Origin of the sequence: Streptomyces lasiicapitis (assembly GCF_014646335.1) — a bacterium.
GTDB classification, from domain to species: Bacteria; Actinomycetota; Actinomycetes; order Streptomycetales; family Streptomycetaceae; genus Streptomyces; species Streptomyces lasiicapitis.
On sequence record NZ_BMNG01000004.1, the window covers coordinates 327,172 to 344,570 of the forward strand.

At 70.6% G+C, this 17,399-nt stretch carries 15 protein-coding genes; 7 read left to right on the top strand and 8 right to left on the bottom strand.

Features of this window, described 5'->3' with window-relative positions:
* Window positions 1–35: 35 nt before the first annotated feature.
* Window positions 36–2,093: an NPCBM/NEW2 domain-containing protein gene (locus IEY91_RS10090; protein ID WP_189173691.1), complete on the bottom strand. Its 2,058-nt coding sequence runs from the start codon at window positions 2,091–2,093 to the stop codon at window positions 36–38.
* 276 nt (window positions 2,094–2,369) lie between these two features.
* On the opposite strand from IEY91_RS10090, the gene IEY91_RS10095 reads away from it, so the two are divergent.
* The 3 genes from IEY91_RS10095 to IEY91_RS10105 are packed head-to-tail and all read left to right on the top strand — an operon-like array spanning window position 2,370 to window position 5,522.
* A complete protein-coding gene (locus IEY91_RS10095) occupies window positions 2,370–3,638 on the top strand; it encodes an ABC transporter substrate-binding protein (protein WP_189173872.1) in 1,269 nt (422 codons plus the stop codon).
* Between the two features lie 43 nt (window positions 3,639–3,681).
* Window positions 3,682–4,596 (top strand): carbohydrate ABC transporter permease, encoded by a 915-nt coding sequence (locus IEY91_RS10100; protein WP_164326844.1) that lies wholly within the window; start codon window positions 3,682–3,684, stop codon window positions 4,594–4,596.
* Window positions 4,593–5,522: a carbohydrate ABC transporter permease gene (locus IEY91_RS10105; RefSeq protein ID WP_189173692.1), complete on the top strand. Its 930-nt coding sequence runs from the start codon at window positions 4,593–4,595 to the stop codon at window positions 5,520–5,522. The genes IEY91_RS10100 and IEY91_RS10105 overlap by 4 nt, the downstream gene beginning before the upstream one ends.
* Before the next feature lie 26 nt (window positions 5,523–5,548).
* Here the strand turns inward: IEY91_RS10105 and IEY91_RS41700 are convergent, their stop codons facing one another.
* The 3 genes from IEY91_RS41700 to IEY91_RS10115 all read right to left on the bottom strand — a co-directional run bounded on the left by IEY91_RS41700 (window position 5,549) and on the right by IEY91_RS10115 (window position 6,908).
* A complete protein-coding gene (locus IEY91_RS41700; RefSeq protein WP_229696840.1) occupies window positions 5,549–6,082 on the bottom strand; it encodes a hypothetical protein in 534 nt (177 codons plus the stop codon).
* A gap of 270 nt (window positions 6,083–6,352) precedes the next feature.
* Entirely contained in the window at window positions 6,353–6,430 is a 78-nt protein-coding gene (locus IEY91_RS42615) for a 50S ribosomal protein bL37 (RefSeq protein WP_373287922.1), read from the bottom strand.
* Between the two features lie 145 nt (window positions 6,431–6,575).
* Window positions 6,576–6,908 (bottom strand): anti-sigma factor antagonist, encoded by a 333-nt coding sequence (locus tag IEY91_RS10115; RefSeq protein ID WP_229696841.1) that lies wholly within the window; start codon window positions 6,906–6,908, stop codon window positions 6,576–6,578.
* 362 nt (window positions 6,909–7,270) lie between these two features.
* On the opposite strand from IEY91_RS10115, the gene IEY91_RS10120 reads away from it, so the two are divergent.
* The gene (locus IEY91_RS10120) at window positions 7,271–8,314 is read left to right on the top strand and encodes an NUDIX hydrolase (protein ID WP_189173693.1); all 1,044 of its coding nucleotides are present in this window, start codon (window positions 7,271–7,273) and stop codon (window positions 8,312–8,314) included.
* Between the two features lies 1 nt (window position 8,315).
* On the opposite strand, the gene IEY91_RS10125 is transcribed toward IEY91_RS10120, so the two are convergent.
* From IEY91_RS10125 to IEY91_RS10135, 3 genes are all read right to left on the bottom strand, one after another.
* Entirely contained in the window at window positions 8,316–9,317 is a 1,002-nt protein-coding gene (locus IEY91_RS10125; RefSeq protein ID WP_164326848.1) for a winged helix-turn-helix domain-containing protein, read from the bottom strand.
* A gap of 632 nt (window positions 9,318–9,949) precedes the next feature.
* A complete protein-coding gene (locus IEY91_RS10130) occupies window positions 9,950–10,666 on the bottom strand; it encodes an MBL fold metallo-hydrolase (RefSeq protein WP_189173874.1) in 717 nt (238 codons plus the stop codon).
* Window positions 10,667–10,824: 158 nt separating this feature from the next.
* Complete coding sequence (locus IEY91_RS10135) at window positions 10,825–12,198, bottom strand: 3-hydroxybutyrate oligomer hydrolase family protein (RefSeq protein WP_189173694.1); 1,374 nt, start codon at window positions 12,196–12,198, stop codon at window positions 10,825–10,827.
* Window positions 12,199–12,475: 277 nt separating this feature from the next.
* Between IEY91_RS10135 and IEY91_RS10140 the strand changes: the two genes are divergently transcribed.
* Window positions 12,476–13,771, top strand: a complete 1,296-nt coding sequence (locus IEY91_RS10140) for a sensor histidine kinase (protein WP_229696842.1) — start codon at window positions 12,476–12,478, stop codon at window positions 13,769–13,771.
* Entirely contained in the window at window positions 13,768–14,478 is a 711-nt protein-coding gene (locus IEY91_RS10145) for a response regulator (protein ID WP_189173695.1), read from the top strand. Before IEY91_RS10140 ends, IEY91_RS10145 begins: the two co-directional genes overlap by 4 nt.
* A gap of 22 nt (window positions 14,479–14,500) precedes the next feature.
* Here IEY91_RS10145 and IEY91_RS10150 read toward each other — a convergent pair whose 3' ends face one another.
* Window positions 14,501–15,856 carry a dipeptidase gene (locus IEY91_RS10150; protein ID WP_189173696.1) on the bottom strand — a complete coding sequence of 452 codons (1,356 nt, stop codon included), beginning with the start codon at window positions 15,854–15,856 and terminating at the stop codon, window positions 14,501–14,503.
* A 141-nt stretch (window positions 15,857–15,997) separates the two neighbouring features.
* Here IEY91_RS10150 and IEY91_RS10155 point away from each other — a divergent pair, with 141 nt between their 5' ends.
* On the top strand, window positions 15,998–17,200 hold the full coding sequence (locus IEY91_RS10155; RefSeq protein WP_189173697.1) for a geranylgeranyl reductase family protein: 1,203 nt from the start codon (window positions 15,998–16,000) through the stop codon (window positions 17,198–17,200).
* Window positions 17,201–17,399: the final 199 nt, after the last annotated feature.

The window sequence follows — 17,399 nt, forward strand, 5'->3', positions numbered from 1 at the left end:
CAGCCGGGACGCGCACGGGCGTCGCGGCCGCGGACTCAGCAGCCGAGTACCGGCTCCGCCCAGTCCGCGTGGTCCGAGTCGATCCCGTCGCCGCCGTCGGTGACGACGAGCCGGACCACCTCGGCGCCGGTCACGTCGGCCGAGAGGGCCTGTGCGGGATCGGCGGTGGTGAGGACGCCGGTGGAGGCGGCCAGTTTGTCGTCCGCCCACACCTGGAAGGCGACCGTGCCCTTGGTGGCCTTCTCGTCGTCGACGCCGACCTGCGCGGTCAGCTTCTCGCAGGCGCCGCCCGCGTAGTACTCGACGCTGCTGTCGGCGTGTACGCCGAGCCCCTTGGCGTACACCTTGCCGCCGATGGTGATCGGATTGCCGTCACCCGCGTCGCTCTCGCCGTTGCTGGTGTCCTTCTCGACCGGGCCCCAGCCGTTGGTGCTGGACAGCCAGGGGAGTCCGCTGAGCGCGGAGTCGCCCGCGGGCGGGGCCACCACGACCTGGGCGGTCAGGGGCAGTTCGAGCGGGACGCGGCCGCCGCCGGGGGCGCGGTGGCTCGCCTTCAGATCGAGGGTGTACGTGCCGGGCTTGGCGTCGCGCGGCGCCGTCACCTGCCATGACGTACCGAGGATCTCGCCCGTGCGGAGCGCGGACGCGCGGGTCGGGGAGGTCGCCGTCAGGCCCCAGCCGGAGGGTCCTGTGAGCGAGACGCGGACGTCACGGGCATTCGTGCTGCCCCGGTTGGCGACCTTGGTGAGGAGCTTCTCGGCCTTGCCGGCCTCCACCAGCGGCCTGCCGTCGGCGCCGAGGTCGACGGCGGGCGGCTTGTCCTGCCACTTGTCGTCGGCCGATACGCGCACCAGGACGGTGCCGTGCGCGGGCACGGTCGCGGAGATGGTGTCCGCGACGTTGTAGCTCTCGTGCTTCCACAGGTCGCGCAGGGTGTAGCCGTCGGCGGCAGGCAGGCCCACGGCGCGCGCGGTGGTGGAGATGGTCTGCGCGCTGCCGGTCTCGTTGAACAGCGCGACGGCGCGGCTGCCGTCCTTCATCTCCTTGGCGACGACCCAGCGCCCGCCCGTGGACGAGACGACGTGGCCCTGCTTGCCCAGCGGGTCCTGGTCGACGGCGATGACTTCCTTGTTGCCGAGGATGTCGAACGTCTCGGGGCTGACCTTGCGCAGGTCGGAGCCGATGAGCAGCGGCGCGGCCATGATCGACCACATGGAGAAGTGCGTGCGGTACTCGGTGGCGGTCATGCCGCCGTTGCCGACCTCCAGCATGTCCGGGTCGTTCCAGCGCCCGGGGCCCGCGTGCTGGGCGAGCGGCAGGTTCTGCTTCATGATCGACAACATGGAGCCCCAGTTGTCGCTGATGTCGCCAGTGGTGCGCCACAGGTGGCCGACGTCGGCGGCCCACTCCCACGGCTTGTTCTCGCCCCACTCGCAGATGCTGTAGACGATCGGGCGGCCCGTCGTCTCGGAGGCGGCCTTGAGCGCGTCGCGCATGGCGATGTAGCGCTTCTTCGCGTCCACGCCCTGGTTATTGCAGTTGTCGTACTTGAGGTAGTCGACGCCCCAGTCGGCGAACTGCTGGGCGTCGCTGTGCTCGTGGCCGAGGCCGCCCGGGAAGCCCGCCGTGTTGCAGGTCTTCGTCCCGGCACTGGTGTAGATGCCGAGCTTGAGCCCCTTGGAGTGGACGTAGTCGGCGACGGCCTTGATGCCGTTGGGGAACCGCTTGGGGTCGGGCACCAGCTTGCCGTTCGCGTCGCGCTGCGGCAGCGCCCAGCAGTCGTCGAGGTTGACGTACTCGTACCCCGCGTCCTTGAGGCCCTTCTGTACGAAGATGTCGGCGATCCCCTTGACCATGGACTCGTCGAAGTCGGCGCGGCAGTGCGTGGCGTTCCAGTTGTTGAAGCCCATGGGCGGGGTGAGGGCGAGGCCGTCGGGCAGCCGTGGGCCGTCGACCGCGCGCGCCTGGGCGGTGTCCGGGGCGTCGGTGTCCCGGGCGACGGCGGGTGCCGCGAGACCGGCCGCGCACAGCAGCGCGGCGGCGAGCGACCCGACCACTCTTCGGCGGGTTGTGGGGGTGGGAAGGTGACGCATCGTTACGTTCCTCCGTACTCGCGGAAGATGGGATGTCTTCGTGTACGTGTCACGTGTGCGCGCTTACGGTAGGGCGTGTTGAAGTCTGTTGGAAGAGGAGCGGTAACGGTTCGGGCAGCCGACGTCAAAACCCTTGACGGCGTTGGCTCTTGGGGGTGAGATCCAAGCCACGCGTTCGGTTGTGTTTGGTTGCACCCCGAGGAGGGGGACATGGCACAGTCAGTGCTCAATGCGTTCAACGGTCCGGGAGCCCCGTACGGCGGCTCCGGACATCCGATGTCCCGGCGGAATCTCCTGCGCGGTGCGGCCGTCGGCGCCGGGGCGGTCACCCTCCCGGCACTGCTCACCGCCTGCGGCGACGGGCCCGGCGGCAACAAGAACGAAGTGACGGTGGGCTCCAACTCGTCGGACGCCGTGCCCAAGAAGGCGTTCGCGGCCGCCTTCGACGCGTACGAGAAGGAGAGCGGCAAGACCGTCAAGGTCAACACCACAGAGCACAACGAATTCCAGCAGAACATCACGCGCTATCTCCAGGGTTCACCGGACAACGTCTTCATGTGGTTCGCCGGTTACCGCATGCAGTACTTCGCCGAGAAGGGCCTGCTGGTCGAGATCAGCGATGTCTGGAAGGACTTCAAGGGGTTCTCGCCGGCGCTGAAGGAACAGTCCACGCACGACGGCAAGCAGTACTTCGTGCCGTACTACTACTACCCGTGGGCCGTCTTCCACCGGAAGAGCCTCTTCCAGAAGCAGGGCTATGAACAGGCCAAGAACTGGGACCAGTTCATCGCCCTCGCCAAGAAGATGCACAAGGACGGCATTCCCGTCGCCTTCTGCGACAAGGACGGCTGGCCCGCCATGGGCACCTTCGACTACATCAACCTGCGGCTCAACGGCTACGACTTCCACAAGAGTTTGATGGCGGGCGAGGAGGCGTGGACCGACCGGAAGGTGAAGAAGGTCTTCGACCTGTGGCGTGAACTCATGCCGTACTACCAAAAGGGCGCGCTCGGCCGCACCTGGGAGGAGGCCGGGCAGGGGCTGCAGCAGCGCAAGACCGGCATGGCCGTCTTCGGAATGCCGCACCCCGGCCAGCAGTTCCCGGTGAACGAGCGCGACGACATCGACTTCTTCGCGTTCCCCGAGATCGACCCGCAGTTCGGCCAGGACGCCGTGGAAGCCCCCATCGACGGATTCCTCATCGCCAAGAAGTCGCGGAACGTCGAAGCCGCCAAGGACCTGCTCACCTGGCTCGGCACCGCGAAGGCCGAGGACGTCTACCTCAAGGGCGACCCCAACAACATCGCGGTCAACGGCGGCGCCGACACCAGGAAGTACAGCCCGCTGCAGAAGAAATCCGCCGACCTTGTCTCCAAGGCCAAACACATCTCCCAGTTCCTGGACCGCGACACCCGCCCCGACTTCGCGCAGACCGTGATGATCAAGGCGCTGCAGGACTTCATCGACAACCCGAAGGACGTCGACGGGCTCGTCAACAGCATCGAACGCCAGAAGAAGGACATCTTCTCCGCGTCCGTGAGCTGAGCCGCCCGCGCGCCAGAGAACCGATTCGGGAGGAACGCACTCCGTGCCGCAGAAAACCGCGCGGCGCGCCGGACGACGGGCGACGCGGCGCTTCACGCGCCGGGACATCGCCGTGCTCGGCGTGCTTCTGGGCATCCCCATTCTGCTGGACATCGTCATCGTCTGGGGCCCGGCCCTGGCCTCCGTGGGACTGTCCTTCACGTCCTGGGACGGCATCGGCGACATCAAGTGGGTGGGCGGCGACAACTACGAGAACCTGGTCCAGGACTATCCCGCGTTCTGGCCCGCGGTCCGCCACAACCTGCTGTGGATCGCCTTCCTCGGCCTGGTCGCGACGCCCTTCGGGCTCTTCCTCGCCGTCCTCATCGACCGCGGCATCCGCTTCAGCCGCTTCTACCAGTCCGTGCTGTACATGCCGGTCGTGCTGTCCCTCGCCGTCGTCGGCTTCATGGCGCAGCTCCTGCTCGGCACCGATCAGGGCGTCGTCAACACGATCCTGAACGACCCCAACGACCCCGTGGACTGGCTCGGCGACTCCGACATCAACCTGTGGATGATGATGCTGGCCGCGAGCTGGCGGCACACCGGCTACGTCATGATCCTCTATCTGGCCGGACTGAAATCCGTCGATCCTGCCCTGAAGGAAGCGGCGGCCATCGACGGCGCCAACGAACGCCAGACGTTCTTCCGCGTCACACTGCCGACGCTGCGCCCGGTGAATGTCATCGTCGGCGTCATCACCGTGATCGAGGCGCTGCGCGCCTTCGACATCGTGTACGCGGTGAACAAGGGCCGCAACGGCCTCGAACTGCTCTCCGTGCTCATCACCGACAACATCATCGGCGAGGCGAGCCGCATCGGATTCGGCTCCGCCATCGCCGTGGTCCTGCTCAGTGTCTCGCTGGGATTCATCGTGACGTTCCTGGTCCAGGAGCTGAGAGGGGCACGCGAGAAATGACCGCGGACATCCGTACCAGCGCCCGCCCCGGCCGATCCGCGCCGCCCGCGCGGGAGTCCGGCCCGCCCCGGCGCCCGCGCCGCGGCCGCTTCGGCGCCCACATCTTCCTGTCCGCGGTGTCCCTGGTGTTCCTCGCACCGCTGCTGCTCGCCGTCTACGCGAGCCTGCGCCCGTACGAGGAGACGGCGCAGAACGGCTACTTCTCGTTCCCGAAGAAGCTGTCGTTCGACTATTACCGCGAGGCCTACACCGAATCCGGTATGGGCAAGTACTTCACGAACACGCTGATCATCGCCGTCCCCGCGGTGGTCGTCACGCTGTTCCTCGCCGCGTTCGTCGCGTTCGCCGTCTCCCGCATCAACATCCGCGGCAGCCTGGCCCTGCTGATGTTCTTCACCGCGGGTAATCTGCTCCCGCCGCAGGTCCTGGTCACGCCCCTCTACGTGCTCTTCCTGAAGATCGACCTGCCCTGGTGGATGTCCGACTCGATGACGCTGTACGACTCGTACTGGGCCGTCATCCTCGTCAACATCGGCTTCCAGGTCGGCTTCTGCGTCTTCGTCCTCGCCAATTTCATGCGCACCCTGCCCAAGGAGATCCTGGAGGCCGCGATCGTCGACGGCGCCGGTGTCTGGACGCAGTTCTGGCGCATCACGCTGCCCCTGTGCCGCCCGGCCATCGCAGCCCTCGCGACGCTCGAGTTCACCTGGATCTACAACGACTTCCTCTGGGCCCTGATCTTCATCTCCAACCCCGACAAACTCCCGATCACGTCATCGCTCAACAACCTGCGCGGCCAGTTCTTCACCGACTACAACCTGCTGGCCGCGGGCTCGGTCCTGGTGGCCCTGCCGACGATCCTGGTCTTCCTGCTGCTGCAGCGGCACTTCATCGCGGGGCTGACGCTGGGGTCGAGCAAGGGCTGAGCATGAGTCCGGATGTCGATTCCGCGTCAGTCCCAGCCGCCGGTGAGCCCTCCGTTGAGCTGCGCGGAGCAGATGTTGTAGCCGCCCGACGCGTGACCCTTCTTTGTCGTGCCGTCCACCGTCACTGAGCAGTTGATGTCGCCGCCGCCCAACAACTGCGCCGACACGTGGTAGTAGAGGGCGTCCGTGTCCAGGGTGAGGGTCTTGGTCATCGGCAGGCCCGATCCCTCGCGACTGTCGCTGTCACTGCCGTAGGTGACATCGGTGCCGGCCGGGGCGGAGCCCCACACCTTGAACACGACCTTCCCGGAGGGAGCCTTGCCAGGGGCCGGTTTGTTGTCGCTGTCCGCAGCGGCTTCGGGCTCAGAGGTTTTGGGCTTCGCTGTCTTGGTGACGGTCACTGTTGGCTGGGGTGCGGGCTTGGCGGCCCTTCCCGCGGGCTTCTGCGTGACGGTGACCGTGGGTCGAGGTTTCGCGGCGGGACTCGTTTGCTCTTCGCCACCCGCTGCGGCGCCGATGCCCATGCCCGCGCCCAGGATCACGAACGCGGCCGGAATCACGATCCGCTTTCTCACCCACTTCGGCCGGGCCGACGGTGTCGGCGGTCCGGGTGGGGGTTGCTGGGGCGGCGGTGCTTGATGATGCGACATGTGTCCCCCACAGGTGATTCAGGGTCAGACGACCGTAGCGGGAGGAGTGGGGGGTTCGAGGGGCGTTCGCGGCCGAGGTGACGGAATCGTGATGAAATATGAACGTTCGATGGCTTGTGCGGGGCGAACCTGTGAAGCCGCCCGGCGCAGTGGGGTGTCTGTTACTGCGCCGGGCGGACTTCAGGACTGCGGCCGCTTGCCGTGGTTGGCCGCGTGCTTGCGGCGGGACTTCTTCTTGCGGCGGCGCTTCGAGGACATGGCCGCGCTCCTCTCACCGGTCGGGTCACGGGTGTACGGCGCCGGAACACCGGTAGCACCGGTTTTCGGCGTTTTTCCACCCTTTCACACCGTGGAGGTGCCCGCGATTCGCCGTCGGCCGGTGGGCCGGCCGGGGCCGTCACGGTCAGGATTCCGGCTCCTGCCGGGCCAGCGCTTCTCGTACGGACGCCACCGGCGAGAGCGTGGCCTTGAGGCCGGTGATGCCCATGACGCGCAGCGACATCGGGTCCGTGCACACCACGCGCAGCCGGGCGCCTCTGGCGTTGAGGCGGCGCTGGGCCCGCGTCAGCAGGGACAGGCCCGAGCAGTCGAGGAACGTGGCACGGGTCAGATCGACCACGACGGTGCGGGCGGAGCCTGCCGTCACCGGGTCGAGAACGGGTATCGCCAGCTGGAACCCCACGAGGTCCAGGTCGCCGTGCAGCTCCACGACGGAGGCGTCCCCTACGTCGTACACCCGGGGTGTTAACTCCGGGGTCTCGCAAGCGAATTCGCTCAGTTCGTCCTGATGCACTAATCCCCCCAGAGCGGGCCCCGGCCAGGGCACGAGGCCGGGGGCGGCTGCCGTGAGGCAACCGGAACGAGGAGGTCACCAGGGGCCGGGGTGCCTGGCGGATCACCGTATCGGCCATGGCTCCGCCACGGAGTGCGGGAACGATTCGCGAGGGTGCGCTGCCACTCGATGGGGGGAAGTTGCCATGAGCCTCTTGACATGATGCGGCAGCTTTTGGACCGAGGGCTGCCGCCCTCATCAGGGGCTGGTTTCCGTGGCAGTGTGTTGCGGGCAAGCCACTGGGGGCCAACAGAAGAGGGGGAACCGTGATCGTCTGGATCAACGGCACGTTCGGTGCGGGCAAGACAAGCACCGCGCGAGAACTGATCGAGCTGATCCCGAACAGCACACTCTTCGACCCTGAGGTCATCGGCGGCGCCCTGCCGCACCTGCTGCCCGCCAAGCACCTCGCCGAGGTGAGCGACATCCAGGACCTGCCGATCTGGCGGCGCCTGGTGGTCGACACGGCGGCAGCGCTGCTCGCCGAGGTCGGCGGCGTACTCGTGGTGCCCATGACGCTGCTGCGTCAGGAGTACCGCGACGAGATATTCGGCGGCCTCGCCGCCCGCCGCATACCCGTGCGCCACGTCCTGCTCGCTCCGGACGAAACGATCCTGCGTGCACGCATCGCGGGCCGCGAGGTCCCCCCTGACGTCCCCGACGCCGAACTGCGCGTTCGCCAGTGGTCGTTCGACCACATCGAGCCGTACTACGCCGCCCTCGCCGCCTGGCTCGGCGCGGACGCCCACCGCGTGGACAACGGCCGTCTGAGCCCGTACGAGACGGCCGACCACATCGCCGACGCCGTACGCACCGGAGCCGCGGCCGTCAGCGACATCGTGCAGACCCCCGAACCCACCGCCGAGACGCTCGCCGCCGGCGTGCTGCTCTTCGACGAGCAGGACCGCGTGCTGCTCGTCGACCCCACGTACAAAGCGGGCTGGGAGTTCCCCGGCGGCGTGGTGGAACCCGGCGAGGCCCCCGCGAGCGCGGGCGTGCGCGAGGTCGCCGAGGAGACCGGCATCCGGCTCACCACGACGCCCCGCCTGCTCGTCGCCGACTGGGAGCCGCCCGTGCCGCCCGGTTACGGCGGCATGCGCCTGCTCTTCGACGGTGGCCGCCTCGACAGCGCCGTCGCCCGCAGCCTGCTGCTGCCGGGACCCGAACTGCGCGGCTGGCGCTTCGTCACCGAGGAGGAGGCCGCCCACCTGCTCCCGCCGGTGCGCTACGAACGCCTGCGCTGGGCGCTGCGCGCGCGGGAGCGGGGCGCGGCGCTGTACCTGGAGGCCGGGGAGCCGGTCGGCGGCTGAGTCAGGCGGGCAGCAGTGGCTGCCGCCCGCTCAGCAGGGCGGCGCCGAGCGCCGTGACCGCGTGCAGCGTGGTGTTGCGGTGGCGGCGGCTGGAGACGAGCGCCGCGTGGCGCAGCGCGGTGAGGTGGCGGCTGGCGTTGGACGGGGTCAGGCCGGTGTGCCGGGCCAGTTCGGTGGTGGTGAACGTGCCGTCGGCCGCGGCCTCCAGGAGCTGGGCGCGGGCGCGGCCGAGCAGGGCGGTCAGGGCCGGGTGCCCGGCGGGGACGGCGGCGGGCGCGAGGTGCTCCCAGCCCGGCCGGTGCTCGATGGGGTAGACCAGGACGGGTTCGAGGACGGGGTCGAAGAGGACCGTGGGGCGGTAGCGGCAGAAGAACGACGGCTGCAGGAGCAGGCCGCGGCCGTCCAGGCGGAGGTCCTGGTCGACGGGGAAGTCCAGGGTGAGGACCGGGTAGCTCCAGCGGGCGGACGCGTGCAGGGTGGTCAGCACCGCCGACCACCCGTCGCGCACCAGGGCCCTGGTGCGCAGCGCGACGTCGTGGCACACCTCGTCGTCGATGGTGCGCCAGTACGGCTGGAGCCCGGCGCCGAAGTACGCGTGCGCGGTGTCGGCGATCCGGCCGAGCACTTGCGCGGAGCCCGCGGCCAGTTCGGCCGTCCAGGAGGGCAGCCGGAGATCCCGGTGGAGGCGCACGAAGGTCTCCAGGTCGGTGCGCAGCCGGTGCCGGGGCGCGGCGCGCAGGGCCGCCGTCTGGGTCCGCAGGTCGGCGCCGGTCTGCGGGGTGAGGAAGTCGCACGTGTAGCCCCGGGCCGGGGAGAGCGTGGTGAGCAGCCGGGTGCCGGCCGGGAGCCCCGGGGCCACTCGCCGGCGCCAGGGGCCGAACAGCACGGAGGCGTCGCGCCGTTGGAGCCGGTGCAGGCTGATGTTCAGCTCCCACATCGGATCGGGCCCCGCGGCGAAACGAGTGCGCGCGAGATCGTCGGAAGTGAAATGAATCCGCAGCATTCCGTTTCCCCCGATTTGGTTATCTCAGGTAACTTCCCTGTGGTCTCGGTGCGGTTCGGTGGCCGCACGCCAGGGATATTGTGTCCAGTCGCACACTTGTAGCAGCGCGGCCGGTTAATGCATCAGTCTCTTTTCGGCACGAAGAAAGGGCGTTCCCTCCACCATCGGTTGAAGGGGAAAACATGCGTAAGGCTTGGGGTGTCGCGGCGGCTTCGGCGACGCTGGTGCTCGGTGGGCTCGCGGCGGTTCCGGCTTCCGCGGGGACGTCGTCAGCTGGGCGCGCATGTACTACACGCCGCAGGCGCTCAACGGTGAGCGATGAATGTGAGAAACGTGATCGGAGGAAGTCGGCGCAGAATTTGGAATTTCGCGCACTTGAACGTGACGTCGCCGCAGATGACGGCGAATGCGCGCCGAGAAGTCGACTTCCGTCGTCGGCCATTGAGGCGCGGCGCAAGCTCGTGCACTCCCTTCCGGAGAAGGATCGCGCGGTTGTCGCCGAGCTGACGGACATTCAGGCGGAGGCGTTGAAACGGGCCAAGGTGGCCCTGACCGGCAAGCCGCGGCGGGCGGTCCGTCAGGCCGCCGCCGGGCGAGCGCCGCTCAGGCCGTGGACACCGTCGGAGCGGGCCTCAGGAGTTCCCGTACTGCTCCGCCGCCGCCCGCAGCACCGCCGCCGCGTCCCGCTCCACCGGTTCGCCGTGCCCGAAGCACGCCACGTCCGTCTCAAGGGCGGCGAGCCGGTGGAAGGACTCGACGGCCCGCGCCTTGTCCAGGTTGTAGACGCCGAGCAGCACACCGGTCTCCGGCGTACGGGCGATCGCGTCCCCCGTGAACAGCACGCCGTGCTCCGGCAGATGGAGCGCGATGCTGCCCTCGGTGTGACCGGGCGCGCCCACCACGCGAGCCCCGCCCCCGAAACCGAGGACGTCGTCGTCCGTCACCTCCTGGAGCTCGGCCGCGTACACGCGCTGCTCGGTGGGCTTCGGGGCGAGCTGTGTGGACCTGGCGAACAGCGGCACCTCCCAGTCCTCCAACACCGGGGCGGGGCCGGGCGCTTCGCCCCGCACCATCGGCGCGTCCAGGTGGTGCGCGTAGACCGTCGCACCGCTGAGCGCCGCGAACTCGCCCGCGCCGCCCGCGTGGTCCCCGTGGAAATGCGTGATGACGACACGGCGTACGTCCTCGGGGCGCCGCCCGAGTCCGGTGATCGCGTCCGCGAGCTGCTGTCCGGAACCGGGCGTGCCCGCGTCGACGAGGGTCAACTCCTCGTCGTCACACCACAGATAGGCCTGTCCGACGGCGAAGCGCAGGAGGTGGAGCCGGGGGAGGACCTGGGTGATCTCGATCTGGTTCATGCCGTGACGTTAGGAACGCCGCGCCGCCCCGGGCCAGTGGGGTCAGCCGTGGGCGTACGCGTTCTGCCCGTGGCATAAGAGGAGTTCGTGGTCACGGCCGGGTGCCCGGGGTACGGCACCGTCAGTACGCGCACCCCGGGCGCGCGCTCCTAGAGCGCGCACGAGTTGACCGGATCGCCTCCGCCCGGCCGCGGCAGCGTCCGGCTCGGCGGCGGTGCCACACCGTCCTCGGCCCAGGCCGCAAGGGCGTCGAAGGCGTCCCGCACGCACGGCAGCAGCGGCCGGACGAGCCGCGGCTGCGCGGCGTACAGGCCGTCGGTGTGGTTGCCGCCGGTGACGCGGTAGTAGCGGTGCAGACTTCCGCGGCCCGCGCGGTCGACGAGCCGCGCGTACCGGTCCGAGCCGGGACCGATCGGGACGAGCGCGTCGAGCGTGCCGTGCACGGTGAGCAGCGGGCGGGCGATGCGGCCGGTCAGCGACACCCTGCCCACGGCGTCGTGCACCGCGCGCGGGCGGGACGCGTAGTCGTAGTCGGTGTCGCAACCCTTGCCGGTGCCCTCGCGGCAGAACGGTGTGCCCGCCTCGGTGGCACCGTCGTACCCGGGGTCGAGCTCCTCGCGGATGAGACGCTGGAAGGAGTCCCACTGCGTGCGGTAGTGCGACTCCCACAGCGGCTCCGACTCGGCCGGGTATCCGGCCGCGACCATCGCCTCGCGCGCCCCCGGCTCGCCCGCCAGCACGCGCGGGTAGGCGCGCAGCGCGGGCGGCAGTGTCGCCAGGAGGTTCGGCGACTTCCGGGTCAGCAGCACGCCCTCCCAGTCCAGTCCGCCGTCGTACAGCCGGGGTACGCTCTCCAGCTGCCAGCGGACCAGATAGCCGGCCATCGACATGCCCGCCGCGAATGTGTGCCGGGGCGCGCGACCGTAGTGCCGGGCCGCCACGGCCTTCGCGGCGACGGTGAGCTGGGTGAGGCGGAAGTGCCACTCGGCGATGGCGTCGCCGGGACGCTTGCCGTCGCGGTACAGCGTGGGGCCGGTGTTCCCCTTGTCGGTGGCGGCGAACGCGTAGCCCTTCGCCAGGACGTGGTCGCCGATCGTGCGGTCGTTGGCGTACTGCTCCCGGATGCCGGGCGGGCCCGCGACGACCAGGCCGCCGTTCCAGCGCTCGGGGAGCCGGATCACGAACTGGCTGTCGTGGTCCCAGCCGTGCGTCTTGTTGGTGGCGGAGGAGTCCGGGAAGTAGCCGTCGAGCTGGACGCCCGGCACACCGGACGGGCTGCGGGTGCCGGGGGCCTCCAGGCCCGCCCAGTCCGCCGGATCGGTGTGGCCGGAGGCGATGGTGCCGGCGGTGGTGAGGTCGGGGAGGCAGGCGGCTACGGCGCGCTCGGCGCCGGGCACGCGCAGCCGGTCGCCACTCCGGCAACCGCGCCCTCCGGCGTCGGCTTCCGTGGGCGTGGCCCCGGCCGCCGGGGTGAGCGCCGCGAGCAGCAAGGCGGCTGCGACGCAGGCTAGTTGTCGCTTCATGGGTGGGCTCCTCTGCTGGGACCGCGAGCTGGCTGCGGGCCGTGGGCTGCGGACTGCGGGCTGCGGTACGGAACGACACGGCGACCGTAGGAAGCGGTCATCGAGGGCCATAAGTGCCGTCCGGCCACAGCCGAGGTCAGGGAACGGGCCTGCCGACGTTGGCGGTTGGCCGTTCGACACGTGCCGAACGGCCAAAGCCGCACCGGAGGTCCGCCGAGGAGTCCTGGCGTCGCGGCCATCCCAAGTACCGTCTGATGCAATCCCGTTGGAGGTGCGGATGACGGCCATGTCCCAGGCCCTTGCGGCGCCCCGCGCGCGGACGGCGCCGCATCGCCGCCCCGCGCGCTCCGTGCTGTGGGTCTCGTCCGTGCTGTACGCGGCCGTGCTGTTCGCCGGTGTGTACTACGCCTTGGTCGGCGACGACCCCCAACCCCCGCTCCGTACGGCCGGGTTCGTCGTGGCGGTGGCCGGGCTGTTCGCCCTGGACGCGGCGGAGCGGCAGCATTTCCGGCGGACCTCGGCCGCGCTTCCCGCCGCTACGGCGGCCGGTCTCCTCGTCGCGCGCCTCGCGCTCTTCTTCGTGGTCGCCGCCTGCGACGGTGCGGGCCTGTCGCGGGTGCTGTTCGTCCTGGTGCCGTTCACGGCGTACTTCGCGTTCGGGCGCCGGGCGAGCCTCGTGCTCGGCGCAGGCTGCGCGGGGGCGCTCCTCGCCTGGTACGTGCTGGCCGTCGACGGCTGGTACGCGGACGCCGAGGCGATCTCCGACCTGCTGATGTTCGGCCTCGGGCTCGTCCTCGCCGTGTCGATGGCGACGGTGGCGACGGGCGAGCAGGAGGCCCGGGGGCGCGTCGAGTCGACGGTGCGTGAACTCACCCATTCCCACCGCCGGTTGGAGGGGTACGCCGCACGGGTGGCCGAACTGTCCACGGCGCGGGAGCGCAACCGCCTGGCCCGCGAGATCCACGACAGCCTCGGCCACCACCTCACCGCCATCGCGGTCCAGCTGGAGAAGGCCGAGGCCTTCCGTGACCTCGACCGTGCCGCCGCCGACCGGGCCCTCGCCGACGCCCGCTGGTCGGCGCGGCGCGCCCTCGAAGAGGTCCGGCAGTCGGTCCGCGCCCTGCGCGACGAGGCCGAACCGTTCGCCCTGTCGGCCGCACTCGCCGACCTCGTACGGCACATCGACGACGGCAGCCCACGCGTCACCCTGCACATCGATGGCAGCGAAGTCGGGTACGACGCAGGGCAGTTGACCGCGCTGTACCGGGCGGCTCAGGAAGGCCTGACGAACGCCCGCCGCCACGCGGACGCGGCCCACGTCAAGGTGTCCGTGGCGTACGGGAGTTCACACGTCCGACTCGTCGTCGCCGACGACGGCTCCGGCATCGGGGACCCGGCGGCGCCCGGTGCCGCGCCCGGCTTCGGCCTGCGCGGACTGCGTGAACGCGTCCAACTCCTGGGCGGTGAGCTGGACATCGAGAGCGCGGCCGGTGCCGGGACGACGCTCGGCGTGACGCTGCCGCGCACGACGCCGGCCGGGAACGGCACCGCGTCGACCGGACGTACGCGATGAGCGAACCCGTGACCGTCCTCGTCGTCGATGATCAGGAACTCGTGCGCGAAGGCATCGCGTCCCTGCTCGGCATCCAGCCCGGCGTCCGGGTGGTCGGCACCTGCGCCGACGGCGCGGAGGCGGTCGAGGCGGCCGGGGCCCTGGCGCCCGAGGTGATCCTCATGGACGTACGGATGCCCGGGATGGACGGCGTCGAGGCGGTGACGGCGCTGGGCGTGAGCGCACCCGCGTGCCGGGTCGTGATGCTGACGACGTTCGACGACGAGGAGTACGTGGTGCGCGCGCTGCGGGCCGGAGCCGTCGGCTACCTCCTCAAGAGCCTGCCCGCGGCCGAACTCGCCGCCGCCGTACGGCTCGCCCGCACCGGCGTCACCCAGCTCGACGCGTCGGTCACCCGTCGCCTCGCGGAGTCACTGACGCTCCCGGAGAAGCCGACTACCCCGGCGAACCCGCCTCCCGCGGAGGAGCGACCGGTCCCGCAGAACCAGCCGCTCCCGGAGAACACCCCGCCGAACACCTCGCCGACCCCCCGCGAGATCGAAATCCTCCGGCTCGTCGCGGCCGGTGCCACCAACCGCGAGATCGCCGGACGCCTCTTCCTGAGCGAGGGCACCGTGAAGAACCACATCTCACGCATCCTCACCCGCCTCGGCCTGCGCGGCCGCGCCCAGGCCGCGCTGTACGCACGCGATCAGGGGCTGCTCTGACGGGCCGGGCCCCGCAGCAGGGTCAGCGCGTCGCGTACCGCTGCAGGAACAGCGCCTCCGCCACCGACATCCGCTCAAGCTCCTCCGGCGACACGCTCTCGTTGACCGCGTGGATCTGCGCCTCGGGCTCGTTCAGGCCGATCAGCAGGATCTCCGCCTCCGGGTAGAGGGAGGCCAGTGTGTTGCACAGCGGGATCGAGCCGCCCATGCCCTGGGCCTGCATCTTCTCGCCGTCGTAGGCCTCGCTGAGCGCCGCGGCCATCGCCTCGTAGGCGGGGCTCGTGGTGTCGGCGCGGAACGCCTGGCCCTGGCCGATCTGCTCGGTGCTGACGCGCGCCCCCCACGGCGTGTGCGCCTCCAGGTGCGCCCGGAGCAGCTTCGTCGCGTCGGCCGCGTCCACGCCCGGCGGCACCCGCAGGCTGATCAGCGCCCGCGCGCCCGCCTGCACGGACGGCGTCGCGCCGACCACCGGCGGGCAGTCGATGCCGAGCACCGTGACGGCGGGGCGGGCCCAGATGCGGTCGGCGACCGTGCCGTCGCCGACGAGTCCCACGCCGTCGAGGACCTTGGCGTCCCCGCGGAAGTCCGCGTCCGTGTACTGCAGGCCCTCCCACACGCCGTCGGCGTCCAGGCCGTCGATCGTCGTCGAGCCGTCCTCGGAGCGCAGCGAGTCCAGGACGCGCACCAGCGCCGCGAGCGCGTCCGGTGCGGCGCCGCCGAACTGTCCGGAGTGCAGGTTGCCTTCGAGGGTGTCGATCTGGAGGCGTACGAGGGTCATGCCGCGCAGCGTCGCGGTCACCGTCGGCAGGCCGACGCGGAAGTTGCCCGCGTCACCGACGACGATCGTGTCCGCGCGCAGCAGCTCCGGGTGCTCCTCGGCGTACCGCTCGAGGCCGCCCGTGCCCTGCTCCTCCGAGCCCTCCGCGATCAGCTTGACGTGCACCGGGACGCCGCCGTTCGCCTTGAGGGCGCGCAGCGCGAGCAGGTGCATGACGATGCCGCCCTTGCAGTCGGCGCTGCCGCGGCCGTACCAGCGTCCCGCGCGCTCCGTCAGCTCGAAGGGGGGCGTGGCCCAGCCCGCCTCGTCGAGCGGCGGCTGCACGTCGTAGTGCGCGTAAAGAAGGACCGTCGGGGCGCCCTCGGGGCCAGGCAGGTAGCCGTACACCGACTGCGTGCCGTCCGGGGTGTCGAGCAGCGCGACGTCCTGGAAGCCCTCCGTGCGCAAGGCGTCGGCGACCCAGTTCGCGGCGGCCTCGCTCTCGCTCTTCGGATACTGCTCGAAGTCCGCCACCGATTTGAACGCCACCAGTTCGGTGAGTTCGGCCTTCGCCCTCGGCATGAGAGAGGCGACGGTCTCGGCGATCGGATGCGGCGACATGGGCACGCTCCTCGTGGGTGCGACGTTGTGCGGGGTGTACGTGATCCTCCCACAGGAGGTTCGCGGGAACGTGCGCCGTAGGATGCCTCAGGAGAGCGCGGCGAGCGCGGCCAAGACCGGGAGCGGGAGCGGAACACCAACGTGAGCAGCGAGAACTCAGCGGACGACGCGCGGCAGGTGTGGGACGTCGTCGTGGTCGGCGCGGGCCCCGCGGGCGCCTCGGCGGCCTATGCGGCAGCCGTGGCCGGACGCAGCGTACTGATCCTGGAGAAGGCCGAACTGCCGCGGTACAAGACATGCGGCGGCGGCATCATCGGCCCCTCGCGCGACGCGCTGCCGCCGGGCTTCGAGCTGCCCTTCAGGGACCGCGTGCACGCGGTGACGTTCTCCCTCGACGGCAAGTTCGCCCGCACCCGCCGCTCGCGGAACATGCTGTTCGGGCTCATCAACCGCCCCGAGTTCGACCAGCAGCTCGTCGAGCACGCGCAGAAGGCGGGCGCCGAGGTGCGCACCGGTGCCACGGTCACGCGCGTCGAGCAGCACGGCCCCGCGGTGCCCGACCGGCGCACGGTCGCCGTCGTCCTCCAGGGCGGCGAGACCGTCCTGGCCCGCGCCGTCATCGGCGCCGACGGCAGCGCCAGCCGCATAGGGGCGCACGTCGGTGTGAAGCTCGACCAGGTGGACCTCGGCCTGGAGGCGGAGATCCCGGTGCCCGAGACGGTCGCCGAGGACTGGGCGGGCCGTGTCCTCATCGACTGGGGGCCGATGCCGGGCAGTTACGGCTGGGTGTTCCCCAAGGGCGACACCCTCACCGTCGGCGTGATCTCCGCGCGCGGCGAAGGCGCCGCCACCAAGCGGTACTTGGAGGACTTCATCGCCCGCCTCGGCCTCGCGGGCTTCGAGCCGGAACTGTCCTCAGGCCACCTCACGCGCTGCCGCAGCGACGACTCGCCGCTGTCGCGCGGGCGCGTGCTCGTGTGCGGTGACGCGGCGGGCCTGCTCGAGCCTTGGACCCGCGAGGGCATCTCGTTCGCGCTGCGCTCCGGGCGGCTCGCGGGGGAGTGGGCGGTGCGGATCGCCGAGGCGCACGACGCGGTGGACGCCCGCTGCCAGGCCCTGAACTACGCGTTCGCGATCAAGGCGGGCCTCGGCGTGGAGATGAGCGTCGGCCGCCGCATGCTCACGCTCTTCGAGCGCCGCCCCGGCCTGCTGCACACGGCGATCACCGGCTTCCGCCCCGCGTGGAACGCCTTCGCGAAGATCACCCGAGGCTCGACGACGCTGGCCGAGCTGGTGCGGACGCATCCGGTGGCGGGGCGGGCGCTGAACCGCTTGGACCGGTAGGACCACTGGGCGGACAGGTGAGCTCACTGTGTGGACGGGTGGGCTCACTGGTTGGACCGGTGGGCCGGAGCACCGAGCCCCGTCGGCCCGCTGACCGTGCCGCTTACCCGCCCGCCGACCCACCACCCGCCGGACCCCGGCCCCCCTCATGGAGGGGCCCGTACTCCACCGGGAGTACGCCTGATCGCCACGCCTGGCG